Source organism: Sulfoacidibacillus thermotolerans, assembly GCF_003144315.1.
In the GTDB taxonomy this organism is placed as follows: Bacteria; Bacillota; Bacilli; order Alicyclobacillales; family SLC66; genus Sulfoacidibacillus; species Sulfoacidibacillus thermotolerans.
The window spans coordinates 297,050-309,713 of sequence record NZ_MPDK01000002.1 but is presented as its reverse complement, the minus strand read 5'-3'; the positions used below and the strand labels follow the sequence as shown (position 1 = coordinate 309,713).

Below are 12,664 nucleotides of genomic sequence, written 5' to 3'. Positions count from 1 at the left end.
AGCCAAGCTTTCGCATTTTGTATATTCTATGACAAGATCGTGCGGACAAAGATATGCTACAAATGATGAAATAAAAAGAACAATTACTATAATGACGCGTTTGCTTGTTTCGAGAAAGGGGACAACTCTAGTTAATTTTGAACAACTCCTGGCAATATCGAAGATTTTGTTACAGTTTTTAGTCAGTCGTGATGAATCTATGACACTGCACTTATTTAGCCCTTGGGATACTGCAGGAGAAAGCGAAAGAGTGCTAACATAACTTTGTCGATATTGTGCTTAGTTTGGAGCAAGGTGGGCAGACAGTCAGTTTCGCTCTCATTCCTTTTAATTTATGGTGATGCAGTGATCGGCGAGTCTACTGTTATGCAGTGCTTGCCTATAAGCGCAGTTGACAAACTGGAAGAGAGGAGTTGAGTGAGCAGAATGTTGTCACCAAAGAAACGGCGGGGACTAGCGTTTGCTGCGCTGTCGGCGTCCGTGCTTCTGCTTTCTGGTTGCGGATCACAAATTGCAGTTTTGCACCCAGAAGGTCCCGTGGCGCGACAAGAGTATAATTTGATCATTTGGTCGTTCATTCTCATGGCGTTTGTCGGGCTAGCCGTCTTCATATTATTTGCCTATATGCTCATTAAGTATCGTGCCCGTCCAGGTGTTGAGAAATATTATGATCCTAACCTGGAAGGAAATCGCAAACTTGAGGTCGTTTGGACCGTCATTCCTTTGTTGATCGTGATTGCGTTGGCCATTCCAACTGTCAAAACAACGTATGCGCTTACGCAACCACCGGTACAGGCGCATGATCCGATGGAAATTGATGTAACAAGTGCTGCTTGGAAATGGATTTTTCAATATCCCGGTCAACACATTGAAACGGTCAACTATCTGGTGATTCCAACTGGCGTACCTGTAAAGTTTATTCTTACGTCTGTTGGGCCGATGAACACTTTCTGGATTCCAGAACTTGGCGGAATGGAATTTACAATGCCGGGAGCAAATCTGGGATTGTGGCTAGAAGCTAGCAAATCAGGCGTGTATTTAGGTCGTGGGGCGAACTTTTCAGGCAAGGGATTTGCACATATGCAGTTCAATGTCTACGCCAAACCACAAGCTGAATTTAATCAATGGGTGGCGCAAGTGAAGGCACAAGATCCACCGCTAACCATGGCGCAAGCCAATCAATTAGTAAATCATCACGGGCTTTCACCGATTCTCACATTTTCATCGTATCCGGCAGGAGCTGTTCCACAAAATCAAAACACATTGATGAGTGGCATGTAGGAATTCACCAGAAAGTAAAGGGGGAGAACGATGCTTCCACATTACTTTAATCACTTATTTGTAACTGGGACAGACATCTATATCGCAGATGTGCTCATCATCTTAACGAGCCTTGGCATTGTAGGTGTTCTTACCTACTTCAAGAAGTGGAAGTGGCTGTGGCGTGAGTGGTTGACGACAGTCGATCACAAGAAGATTGGCATCATGTATATTATTGCAGCAACGGCAATGTTTTTCCGCGGTGGTATGGACGGTTTGATGATGCGCACGCAATTGGCCGTTCCGAACAATCACTTTTTAGGTGCAGAGCACTATGATCAGGTCTTTACAACACATGGTACGATTATGATTTTGTTTATGGCGATGCCCTACTTGATCGGGTTGATCAATGTGGCAATGCCATTACAAATTGGAGCGCGTGACGTTGCGTTCCCATATCTCAATGCGATTAGTTTTTGGACGTTCTTTTTTGGCGCCATGTTGTTTAATTTGTCGTTTGTGATTGGTGGATCTCCCGATGCGGGCTGGACCAGTTACGCACCACTCGCAGGGCCAACGTTTGATCCTGGACCGGGCGAGAACTATTATCTGTTTGGCTTGAATCTTGCAGGGATTGGAACGCTTGCTAGTGGAATTAATTTTCTTGTGACGATCATTAAGATGCGGGCACCAGGAATGAAATTAATGGATATGCCCATGTTTACATGGTCGACCTTGATTACATCGATTTTGATTATCTTTGCTTTCCCTGTTTTAACTGTCGCGCTATCGTTGTTGACTTTTGACCGCCTGTTTGGGTCTCATATTTTTTCGATGACACACGGCGGTATGCCGATGATGTGGGTAAATCTCTTTTGGATCTGGGGTCATCCGGAGGTATATATCGTAATTTTGCCAGCCTTTGGGATATTGTCCGAGGTCATCAGCACTTTCTCTGGGAAAAAGCTCTTTGGGTATTCGGCAATGGTCGGTTCAATGGTCGCGATCGCCTTTTTAAGCTTTACAGTATGGGTGCACCACTTCTTTACAATGGGTGCAGGACCAGCGGTTAACTCGTTTTTTGGCGTTTCTACAATGCTGATTGCGATTCCTACAGGTGTTAAGGTATTCAACTGGATTTTTACCATGTACAGAGGAAAGATCCGCTTTACCACTGCGATGCTTTGGGCGCTTGCTTTTATTCCTACTTTTGTCGTCGGCGGTATGACAGGGGTTATGCTTGCGGTTGCACCTGCAGACTATCAGTATCACAACAGTTACTTCTTGATCGCTCACTTTCACTATACGTTAATAGGTGGAACGGTTTTTGGAGTATTTGCAGGCCTTTATTACTGGTGGCCGAAAATGTTTGGCTTTAAGTTAAATGAAAGATTGGGTCGCTGGAATTTCTGGACGTTTATCATCAGCTTCAATGTTACCTTCTTGCCAATGTTTTTACTCGGGCTCATGGGAATGACGCGACGTATGTACACATATCCACCAGGACTTGGCTGGAGCCATCTGAATATGATCGAGACGGTGGGTGCATTTGGGCAGGCGATTGGAATGATGTTCCTCGCAGTCAACATTGTTTGGAGTATCAAATATGGTGAACGCGATGTGACGGGGGATGCTTGGGATGGACGTGCGCTTGAGTGGTCGACGACCTCACCTGCACCAGAATATAACTTCGCGCATGTCCCTGTCGTATATGGTAGAGATGCATTTTGGGATATGAAGTACGGCAAGAATCGCGAAAAATATCAAGTGAAGGCGAAACCGTATCGACCAATTCATATGCCAAACAATTCAGGGCGTCCATTCTTAATGTCGCTTGCCTTCTTTATCTCGTTCTGGGGATTTGTCTTTAAGTGGTATTTAGTAGGAGGCCTTGGATTAGCAGCAGTGTTTGTCTTTATGTATTTGCGATCGTTTGAGTATGATACGGATCACTATATCAGTGTGGAAGAAATTGAACACACTGAGGCTGCGGCGGGGAGGTTATAAAAATGGCGTACCAACTAGATGCACATCACGCGCCTGTTGATTCGTCAGTGCCGCTAGAATACGCGACGGAAGATGGCAGTTTAAAGATTCTCGGTTTTTGGATCTTCCTTGCGGCTGACGTGGTGTTGTTCTCTTGTTTGTTTGCAACGTACATCGTGCTTCAACACAACACGTATGGCGGTCCTACCGCACAACAGTTATTTGATGTTCCAGGGTTTGTCACAGAGACGTTGTTGCTGTTGACCAGTAGTTTCACCTGTGGTCTAGCTATTTTTGAAATGCATCGCAATCGTCTGCAGCCAATGATCGGCTGGTGGATTGTCACGATTCTGCTTGGTATGGGTTTTGTCGGCATGGAAATTAGCGAATTCGCGAAGTATGTAGGCGAGGGTGCAAACATTACACGCAGCGCCTTTTTATCCGCTTTCTTTATTCTCGTTGGGACACATGGAACGCATGTTACGATCGGGATTTTCTGGATGCTTGGATTGCTAGTTCAATTGCTGCGTTATGGAATCACTGCAATAACCGCTCGTAAAGCGTTTGTTGCAAGTCTTTACTGGCACTTTTTGGATGCGGTTTGGATCTTTATTTTCACAGTGGTGTATCTGACAGGGAAGGTGAGTTAGGATGACGACACATTCAGATGTGAATCCGTCCCATGGTGCAACGCTTCCTTCAGATCCCAAAGCACATCATGAAACGTTTCCGTGGAAGCATATATTGGGATTTGTCCTGTCATTAGTTCTTACTTTTGCAGCTTTGGGTCTTGTTTTATCGGCGGCACTTCCGCTCACTGCCGTCATAGTTTCGATTGTTGTTTTAGCTGTCCTGCAGCTGCTCGTGCAATTGCTTTTGTTTATGCATTTAACCGAAAGACATGGTCCTGCCACACATGTTCTAACTCTTGTATTTGGCTTTTTTGTGGCTTTTACCATTGTTGCCGGTTCGGCATGGATTATGTTTACTTTCCATGCGACAGTTGCTTAATCACTGAGCAAAGTTAATCTACTCTTAATTTACAAAAAAGACTTTCGGGTGTAATCCGAAAGTCTTTTTTGACTACGTACGTTCTATTTTTGTCCAATCACCTCTAGTGATCAAAATTCTTTGTTTAGTGACGCTTTGTTTTCTTAAAATGGCGCGCGATGATTTGTGTCTCTTTGCCGTTTGCATAGAGTGTTTCTAAATCTATGAGGGTATCAACAATTGACTTGTAAAAAGCAGGTTCGTGTGAAACGAGAATAAGTGTTCCAGTAAAATTCTTCATCGCAGTATTTAGGGCATCTTTGGTGGGCTGGTCTAGGTGATTGGTCGGTTCGTCAAAAAGCAAGAAGTTTGCAGGTTGCAGTGTCAGTTTACATAATCTAACTTTTGCCTGTTCCCCTCCACTTAGAGAGTGGATTGGCTGATTCATATGTTCATGTTTTAAACCAGAACGTGCAAGTACACGCAAGACATCTTTTTTGGGCCAATCCGGTACACATTGCCAAATACGGTCGAGCGGTGTTGCTTTGCTTTTTTCATATTCTTCTTGGGCAAAATATCCAATTTTCAGCTTTTCGTCATGGTGGATCTCTCCACTGAGTGGTGGAAGTTCGCCTAGGAGTGTTCGCAAAAGCGTAGATTTTCCGATTCCATTGCAACCGGTTAAGGCAATTTTACTGTTATGCTCAATCAGAAGGTTGAGTGCAGGGAGCAGTGGATGCGTGTAACCAATGATTAGATTCGTCGCTTCGAGAGCGATCTTTGCTGATGCTGGGACCTCCTTAAAAGAAAAAGAGGGTGGTGCTAAAATTGTAGGTGTTGTAATCCGATCCATCTTTTCTAATGCTTTACGTCGACTCTGTGCTCGTTTTGTTGTGGAAGCACGGGCGATGTTTTTTTCGATAAAGTCTTCCATGCGCTTAATTTCTTGCTGCTGTCTGGAATAAGCCTGAATTTGCTGTGTTTGTTTTTCGCTTGCATAGCTGAGGTAAGCAGAATAGGACCCACTGTAGCGAACAAGTTCGGTATTTTCCAAGGACCAAATCACATCGGCGATCTGATTTAAAAAAAGTGCATCGTGTGAAATTACAAGAAAGGCTTTCTCGTATTGTTTCAAAAAATTACTTAACCAATTGATGTGACTGACATCCAAGAAATTTGTCGGTTCATCGAGTAAAAGCACGTCACACTGTTGCAATAAAAGTTGTGCTAATAAGACTTTTGTTCGTTGTCCGCCACTCAAATGAGCGACAGGATGGTCTAGTCCAAGTTCAAGGATGCCGAGTCCATCTGCAACCGTTTGAATGCGTGCGCTGACTTCATAGATCCCTTCGCGTTCTAATTCATCTTGAAGGTTTGCATATTGTTCAAGTAAGCGCTCGAGTTGTTTGCCCGTCGCATTTGCTAACTTTGTAGCAATTCCCTGCAATGTGCGCTCTTTTGAGAGAATGCTGTCAAATGCGTGTAATAATGCGTCGTTGATCGTCAGAAAATCAGATAATTTCGCGTGTTGCGTTAAGAAGCCGATTTTTATGCCATTTTGCCATCGAATATGACCTTGATCGTGCGAGATTTGATCCGTAATTAGATTAAACAGGGTGGATTTACCAGCCCCGTTTCGTCCGATGAGCGCAACGTGTTCACGAGCTGAGAGATGAATGTTGACATTCTTAAATAGAGTTCGATCGCCAAACCCATGAGATAGATTGGAGATTTCTAAAATACTCATCTACATCAGAACCTTTCATTTTGAGGATCTGATGGCCAGCAAGCAACAGTGCGGAGACAAATGTAGGCCATCTCCGTTTAAACCTTTACACACCAGGAGTACTCCTCAATTTAGAATAATAGGAATTCGTTTATGTGAGTGAGTATATCATGGGGCTGATTCAGCTGCAAAGACGTGCAGATTTACACAGACAACTCTTTGTTCGTGTTGTCATCTGTTGACGCTGTCTTTACAAAGTGTACAATGTGGATAGTTGAAATGCGGAGGTTAGACCGTGTCGTTAAACATTATGAGCGAGGACGTTGAAAAAATAGAGATGTTGCTGCGCAGTGTATCTTCTGCCGTACGCAAGCAGGGGCGGACGATCCTCGGGGATTTTGGGATGACGCCAGTCCAATTTGACGCGCTGGTTTTAGCCGATGAATTTAGGGATTTAACAATTGGCGAATTGAGTGCTCGACTCGGACTTGCCTATAGCACAACGACAGATTTAGTTGACCGCATTGAAGTGCGTGGATTTGTTGAACGCGTGCGCGATGAGCAGGATAAGCGTGTCGTTCGTGTGCGAGTGTTGGCAAAAGGTTTGGCATTGATAGACCGTGTGCTTGATGAGCGCAGAAACTATCTTTGGCGTGTATTGAGTCGAGTATCAGAAGCAGACCAAAAATTAATTTTAAGTGCATTAATGATCTTACAAGAGCAATTGCATACACTGTAAAACTTGAATTGCGATAGGCGTGTGCTTTACAGATGGATCGTCAGGATTGGTCAACTCTTGTCATCTCCAGTAAAGGGGGACTCGGCAGGAGCCTTTTTTGCAATTGGCGCGTATTGTTTTGTACACAGGAGGTTGAAAGGGATGTCGATGCGCAATGCGCCAATTGGGGTTATGGATTCTGGTGTCGGTGGATTGACTGTAGTAGGGGAGATTTGGCGACAACTACCACGCGAAGAGGTATTATTTTATGGGGATTCAGCGCGTTGCCCATATGGGGATCGACCGATTGAGGAGATTGTCACTTTCACATTTAAGGCGCTTGATTATTTAGTTAGTCAAGGTGTGAAAATGCTTGTGATCGCCTGTAACACGGCGACTGCAGTATGCTTAGAAACGGCGCGCAAACGCTATGCGATCCCGGTCCTTGGCGTCATTGCTCCAGGTGCACGCGCAGCGATTGCTGCTACGTCGAATCAGAAGGTTGGAATCATCGGGACAACGGCGACGATTCGTTCGGGGAGTTATCCTAAAGCTTTGCACGCTACGCATCGCGGCATTCAAACTTTTCCTTTGGCGTGTCCGCGATTTGTTGATCTCGTGGAGCGGGGCGTCGCTTATGAAGAGGCGTTGCCTGTGATTGAAAATACATTACAGCCGCTGCTAACTTCTCAGATGGACACTTTGATTCTCGGGTGTACACATTACCCCCTATTAACACCAGTAATTCAAGAAGTCGTTGGAAGTCATGTGCAGTTAATTAATTCTGCAGAGCAAACTGCTCGCGATGTGAGTTTTTGGTTAGATGAGCATGAGCTTACACGCATTGACTTGCGTGAACCACATCATGTATTTTTAACCAGCGGAGATCCACAACAATTTTTGCGTATTGGGCAAAAGTGGCTCGGCCGATCACTGGATGTGAGTCACTTTGATGTCTGGCAAATGGGTGATTATGCTGAGCCCGCACACTTTTAGCGTGAGGCAGGGAATCGCGGAACAGGAGGAATTGCGTTGCGGGGAGATGGGCGATTAGCGAATCAATTGCGTCCAGTAACGATTACTCGGAATTACATTAAGCATGCGGAAGGTTCGGCATTGATTGAAGTCGGGGACACACGTGTTTTGTGTACAGCCTCTGTAGAAGAGAAAGTTCCGCCATTTTTGCGTGGAGCAGGACACGGCTGGATCACCGCCGAGTACTCGATGTTACCGCGCGCGACAGAACAGCGAACGCAGCGAGAAGCAACGCGGGGGAAATTAGGTGGGCGAACGATGGAGATACAGCGTTTGATCGGTCGTTCACTGCGTGCAATTCTCGATTTAAAAGATCTAGGGGAACGGACATTGTGGATCGACTGTGACGTGATTCAGGCTGATGGGGGGACACGCACAGCAGCCATTACGGGGGCTTTTATCGCAGTTGTAGATGCAGTGTCAGCTTTGCGTCGTCGTGGCGCATTACAAAAGCTGCCGATTCGTGATTTCTTGGCAGCTACAAGTGTAGGAATTGTTGAAGAGCAAATGCTGCTTGACTTGCGCTATAAAGAAGATTCAGTGGCTAGTGTGGATATGAATGTTGTCATGACTGGTTCAGGGAAACTTGTCGAGGTACAAGGCACTGGTGAATCTGCAGTTTTTTCACGCGATCAATTAAATGAATTACTCGATCTTGCACAACTTGGGATTCAAGGTCTCATTGACGTCCAACGCGCTACGCTTGGTGATTTGGCGGCAGGGATTGGGCAAAAGCCGTTGTAATTGCGTGGGAGGAGGGAGGTGCGGGTGGAGTATCTTGTCGTTGCTACGACCAATCAAGGAAAATTACAGGAGTTCAAGGCGGAGCTAAAAGAAATTGTGAAGCAGGTGGAGGGATTACCGAAGGATTATTGCCCCCCCGCAGAAGAGGGGAGTAGTTTCCTGGAAAATGCGCTAGTCAAAGCGCGGTATGCTTCTAAGTTACTCTCTGTCCCTGTACTTGCCGATGACTCTGGCCTTGTAGTCGATGCCTTAGGGGGGGCGCCAGGCATTTTTTCTGCACGCTTTGGCGGACTTGAGGCGAGTGATCGCGAGCGTTGTGAATTGCTGTTAGAACGCATGCAAGGGATTCCTCCCTATGAGCGTAGGGCGCGCTTTGTCGCAGCGTTAGCGCTTGTGTGGCCTGATGGCGAGACTCTCACTGCAATTGGCACTTGTTCTGGGGAAATTGCCACCTCTTTACAAGGTCAAGATGGATTTGGATATGACCCTGTTTTTTACTACCCTCCATTTGCAAAAACTTTTGCACAGATGTCTTTATCTGAAAAATCGGCAATAAGTCACCGCGGGCGCGCACTTGCACAGTTGCGTGAGCGGTTACTGCAAAATGGTTTTGATCGCAAATAGGTTGGATAAAAATGCGCTTTACACGGAAAGATCCGATCATTATAATGGTACTGTTTAATCTTGCTTACTTGCGTCTCAGTAGCTCAGTTGGATAGAGCAACAGCCTTCTAAGCTGTGGGTCGGGGGTTCGAATCCCTCCTGGGACGCCACTATTGAGTGGAGGACGTTTTGATGACTGTGAAATGGGAAAAGATAGAGGCGAATGTGGGCGTTTTGGAAGTCGAGGTTGGACAAGATAAAGTTGCCACAGCGCTGGATCAAGCGTTTAAAAAAGTAGTCAAGCGCGTCAATCTTCCAGGTTTCCGCAAGGGGAAGGTGCCGCGCAAAATTTTTGAAGCGCGCTTTGGCGTAGAATCACTTTATCAAGATGCGCTAGACGTGTTGTTGCCAGAAGCGTACAGCAGCGCAGTGGTCGAGGCACAGCTAGAGCCAGTGGATCGTCCGCAGATTGATATTGTGCAAATGGAAGCTGGCAAACCGCTTGTCTTTAAGGCGACAGTAACTGTCAAGCCGGAAGTCGATCTCGGTGTGTACAAAGGGATTACATATACAGATAAAGACTTTGTGCTCACAGAAGAACGCATTGCTGAAGAACTTGAAAAAATCCGCAAGGGGCACGCTGAACTGCAAGTCGTGGAAGATGGAACAGTTGAAGCGGGCGATTTAGTCGTGATGGATTTTAAAGGTTATGTGGACGGCGAAGCGTTTGAGGGCGGTGAAGCAGAGAACTATCAGTTGGAGATTGGATCCAATACGTTTGTTCCGGGATTTGAAGATCAACTGATCGGGGCTAAAGCGGGAGAAAGTCGCGAAGTGATCGTGACATTCCCAGCAGACTACCATGTAAAGTCGCTCGCGGGTAAAGAAGCGAAGTTTGATGTGCTCGTTCATGATGTCAAACGAAAAGTATTGCCCGAATTGGATGATGAATTTGCTAAGGACATCAGTGAATTCGAGACGTTTGAGGAATTTAAAGCGGATGTTGTGAAAAAATTAGAGCATGACTTAGCGCATGAACATGAACATTATGTACAAGACGCAGTCGTTGAGGCAGTGGTTGCGCAGGCTTCAGCAGAAATCCCGGAAGTCATGTTTGAGCAGGAAATCGACTCTGAAATTAAAGAGTTTGAATCGCGCTTGTCCTCGCAAGGGATTCCGCTTGATGCTTATCAGGAGTTTACGGGAACGACGATGGAAGAATTGCGAGAGCAGTTTCGTGAAGAAGCGCAAAAGCGCGTAAAAACTTCGCTTGTCCTTGATGCGGTGGCCCGTGCAGAAAATATTCAAGTGACAGAAGACGAAGTAAGTGCGGAATTGCAAAAGTTTGCAGAATCGACAGGTCTTGAGATTGGCCGGGTCGTTCAGCTACTGCAGAGCCGTGATCCGGGACTTATGGGATTGCGCGCACAAATTCTTTCGCGTAAAACTGTCGAGTTTTTGGTTGAACATAGCGTTCGCGCGTAAAGTTGTGTAAAATAAATGTATGAAGTAATAGGGCACTGTGAAACATGTGCCTTATTTTTCCTTCTGAACATGGTGTTGTTGGTAACAGGAGGGTTTGAGTATGAACTTAGTGCCTATGGTCATTGAGCAAACGAGTCGCGGTGAGCGTGCCTATGACATTTACTCGCGTTTGTTGAAGGATCGGATTATCTTTATTGGTACTCCGATTGATGATTATGTTGCGAATTCTGTCGTTGCTCAGTTGTTGTTCTTAGCTTCAGAAGATGCGGAGAAAGACATTAGCCTGTACATCAACAGTCCAGGTGGTTCGGTGACTGCAGGATTAGCGATTTATGACACCATGCAGTACATTAAACCCCAGGTGTCCACGATTTGCGTAGGTCTTGCTGCTAGCATGGGGTCTTTATTGTTGACCGCAGGAGCAAAAGGCAAACGATTTGCATTGCCAAATAGTGAAATTATGATCCATCAGCCGCTTGGTGGAGTTCGTGGGCAAGCAGCTGATATAAAGATTCATGCTGAGTGGATTTTAAAGACACGGCACAAATTGAATCAAATCTATGTAGAACGCACGGGGCAATCGTTAGAGCGCATTGAAAAGGATACGGATCGCGATAATTGGATGAGCGCAGAAGAGGCAAAAGCGTATGGCCTCATCGATGAGGTGATTTTGCGTACGGATCTACGATAGGGAGGGATACCCATGTTTAAGTTCAACGATGACAAAGGGCAACTTAAGTGTTCGTTTTGTGGGAAAACCCAGGATCAAGTGCGCAAACTCGTAGCAGGACCGGGTGTCTATATTTGTGATGAGTGCATCGAACTGTGTAATGAGATTGTCGAGGAGGAACTCGGCGACGAAGAAGAGTTTGAGCTGAAGGACGTTCCAAAACCAACTGAAATTAAGGCAATCCTTGATTCCTATGTGATTGGTCAAGAGCGTGCGAAAAAATCGCTTGCAGTGGCTGTCTACAATCACTATAAGCGTATCAACACAGGCTCAAAAGCGGAAGACGTTGAATTGTCAAAGAGCAATATCTTGTTGATCGGTCCGACAGGCTCAGGGAAGACTTTGCTAGCACAGACGCTTGCACGGATTTTGAATGTTCCTTTTGCGATTGCTGATGCAACTTCTTTGACGGAAGCCGGATATGTTGGAGAAGATGTTGAAAATATCTTGTTAAAGCTCATTCAGTCTGCTGATTACGATGTTGAAAAGGCAGAGAAGGGCATTATTTATATTGATGAAATTGACAAAATCGCACGCAAATCAGAAAATCCTTCGATTACGCGAGATGTATCTGGCGAGGGCGTGCAACAAGCACTTTTGAAAATTCTTGAGGGAACAGTTGCCAGTGTTCCGCCGCAAGGTGGCCGAAAACATCCTCATCAAGAGTTTATTCAAATAGATACGAGCAATATCTTGTTTATCTGCGGTGGAGCATTCGATGGCATGGAACCGATTATTCGCCGTCGATTGGGTAAAAAAGTGATTGGGTTTGGTACGACAGATGAGGCGCGTGAACATATTGTCGAGAACGAATTGCTCTCTCGCGTACTTCCGGAAGATTTGTTGAAGTATGGCTTGATTCCTGAATTTGTAGGACGGTTACCTGTTGTAACAACCTTACAAGCACTCGATGAGTCTGCATTGAAGCAAATCCTGACGGAACCTAAAAATGCATTGGTGAAACAATATCAACGGTTGCTTGAAATGGATTCTGTTGAGCTTGAGTTTGATGATGAGGCTCTTTCTGAGATTGCAAAAGAAGCGATTAAGCGCAACACAGGGGCTCGAGGATTGCGTGCGATTATCGAGAGTATCATGCTGGATGTGATGTATGATTTGCCGTCACGAACAGACGTGAAGAAATGTATTGTGACAAAAGAGACTGTTGTAAATCGAGAAGAACCGATGCTCATCATGGATTCAGGTCCAGCCACTGATGGTCGCAAGAAAAAGAAGAAAGAGGAGACCGCATAAGCGGTCTTTTCTTTTGGTGTTGTACGTGCGAAATGGCAGCGGGTTGTCGCCTCCTCCTCAATGCCTGCGAATATTTCTTTTACAATTCTGCATAAAGCTTGAGAAGATCCGTTTATCCTTTTCTTTCCTTGGC

12 protein-coding genes and 1 tRNA gene are annotated in these 12,664 nt (G+C 45.5%); 12 read left to right on the top strand and 1 reads right to left on the bottom strand.

Translation table 11 applies throughout. The features are described from left to right. Positions 1-426: 426 nt before the first annotated feature. Genes qoxA through qoxD form a run of 4 tightly spaced genes read left to right on the top strand, consistent with a single transcriptional unit; the run spans position 427 to position 4,257 of the window. Positions 427-1,281: a cytochrome aa3 quinol oxidase subunit II gene (qoxA, locus tag BM613_RS01925; protein ID WP_109429462.1), complete on the top strand. Its 855-nt coding sequence runs from the start codon at positions 427-429 to the stop codon at positions 1,279-1,281. Between the two features lie 30 nt (positions 1,282-1,311). Next, positions 1,312-3,267 carry a cytochrome aa3 quinol oxidase subunit I gene (qoxB, locus tag BM613_RS01920; protein WP_109429461.1) on the top strand — a complete coding sequence of 652 codons (1,956 nt, stop codon included), beginning with the start codon at positions 1,312-1,314 and terminating at the stop codon, positions 3,265-3,267. Between the two features lie 2 nt (positions 3,268-3,269). After that, positions 3,270-3,896: a cytochrome aa3 quinol oxidase subunit III gene (qoxC, locus tag BM613_RS01915; protein WP_109429460.1), complete on the top strand. Its 627-nt coding sequence runs from the start codon at positions 3,270-3,272 to the stop codon at positions 3,894-3,896. 1 nt (position 3,897) lies between these two features. Beyond that, the gene (gene qoxD, locus BM613_RS01910) at positions 3,898-4,257 is read left to right on the top strand and encodes a cytochrome aa3 quinol oxidase subunit IV (protein WP_109429459.1); all 360 of its coding nucleotides are present in this window, start codon (positions 3,898-3,900) and stop codon (positions 4,255-4,257) included. A 124-nt stretch (positions 4,258-4,381) separates the two neighbouring features. Here qoxD and BM613_RS01905 read toward each other — a convergent pair whose 3' ends face one another. Beyond that, a complete protein-coding gene (locus BM613_RS01905) occupies positions 4,382-5,983 on the bottom strand; it encodes an ABC-F family ATP-binding cassette domain-containing protein (protein WP_109429458.1) in 1,602 nt (533 codons plus the stop codon). A gap of 274 nt (positions 5,984-6,257) precedes the next feature. On the opposite strand from BM613_RS01905, the gene BM613_RS01900 reads away from it, so the two are divergent. The 8 genes from BM613_RS01900 (at position 6,258) to clpX (ending at position 12,531) form a co-directional block, all read left to right on the top strand. Beyond that, the gene (locus BM613_RS01900; RefSeq protein ID WP_245926196.1) at positions 6,258-6,701 is read left to right on the top strand and encodes a MarR family winged helix-turn-helix transcriptional regulator; all 444 of its coding nucleotides are present in this window, start codon (positions 6,258-6,260) and stop codon (positions 6,699-6,701) included. Positions 6,702-6,842: 141 nt separating this feature from the next. Further along, positions 6,843-7,676 (top strand): glutamate racemase, encoded by an 834-nt coding sequence (racE, locus tag BM613_RS01895; RefSeq protein ID WP_425450677.1) that lies wholly within the window; start codon positions 6,843-6,845, stop codon positions 7,674-7,676. A 36-nt stretch (positions 7,677-7,712) separates the two neighbouring features. After that, positions 7,713-8,459, top strand: a complete 747-nt coding sequence (gene rph / locus BM613_RS01890) for a ribonuclease PH (RefSeq protein WP_109429457.1) — start codon at positions 7,713-7,715, stop codon at positions 8,457-8,459. Positions 8,460-8,483: 24 nt separating this feature from the next. After that, positions 8,484-9,083 carry an RdgB/HAM1 family non-canonical purine NTP pyrophosphatase gene (rdgB, locus tag BM613_RS01885; protein WP_109429456.1) on the top strand — a complete coding sequence of 200 codons (600 nt, stop codon included), beginning with the start codon at positions 8,484-8,486 and terminating at the stop codon, positions 9,081-9,083. A 72-nt stretch (positions 9,084-9,155) separates the two neighbouring features. Then, positions 9,156-9,232, top strand: a tRNA-Arg gene (locus BM613_RS01880). Positions 9,233-9,254: 22 nt separating this feature from the next. Continuing rightward, on the top strand, positions 9,255-10,547 hold the full coding sequence (tig, locus tag BM613_RS01875) for a trigger factor (protein WP_109429455.1): 1,293 nt from the start codon (positions 9,255-9,257) through the stop codon (positions 10,545-10,547). Positions 10,548-10,647: 100 nt separating this feature from the next. Beyond that, complete coding sequence (clpP, locus tag BM613_RS01870; RefSeq protein ID WP_109429454.1) at positions 10,648-11,238, top strand: ATP-dependent Clp endopeptidase proteolytic subunit ClpP; 591 nt, start codon at positions 10,648-10,650, stop codon at positions 11,236-11,238. 12 nt (positions 11,239-11,250) lie between these two features. Beyond that, positions 11,251-12,531 (top strand): ATP-dependent protease ATP-binding subunit ClpX, encoded by a 1,281-nt coding sequence (clpX, locus tag BM613_RS01865; RefSeq protein WP_109429453.1) that lies wholly within the window; start codon positions 11,251-11,253, stop codon positions 12,529-12,531. Positions 12,532-12,664 lie beyond the last annotated feature (133 nt).

Coding starts and splice junctions, on each gene's coding strand:
- qoxA (WP_109429462.1), top strand. CDS start 427: ATGTTGTCACCAAAGAAACGGCGGGGACTAGCGTTTGCTGCGCTGTCG.
- qoxB (WP_109429461.1), top strand. CDS start 1,312: ATGCTTCCACATTACTTTAATCACTTATTTGTAACTGGGACAGACATC.
- qoxC (WP_109429460.1), top strand. CDS start 3,270: ATGGCGTACCAACTAGATGCACATCACGCGCCTGTTGATTCGTCAGTG.
- qoxD (WP_109429459.1), top strand. CDS start 3,898: ATGACGACACATTCAGATGTGAATCCGTCCCATGGTGCAACGCTTCCT.
- BM613_RS01905 (WP_109429458.1), bottom strand. CDS start 5,983: ATGAGTATTTTAGAAATCTCCAATCTATCTCATGGGTTTGGCGATCGA.
- racE (WP_425450677.1), top strand. CDS start 6,843: ATGTCGATGCGCAATGCGCCAATTGGGGTTATGGATTCTGGTGTCGGT.
- tig (WP_109429455.1), top strand. CDS start 9,255: ATGACTGTGAAATGGGAAAAGATAGAGGCGAATGTGGGCGTTTTGGAA.
- clpP (WP_109429454.1), top strand. CDS start 10,648: ATGAACTTAGTGCCTATGGTCATTGAGCAAACGAGTCGCGGTGAGCGT.
- clpX (WP_109429453.1), top strand. CDS start 11,251: ATGTTTAAGTTCAACGATGACAAAGGGCAACTTAAGTGTTCGTTTTGT.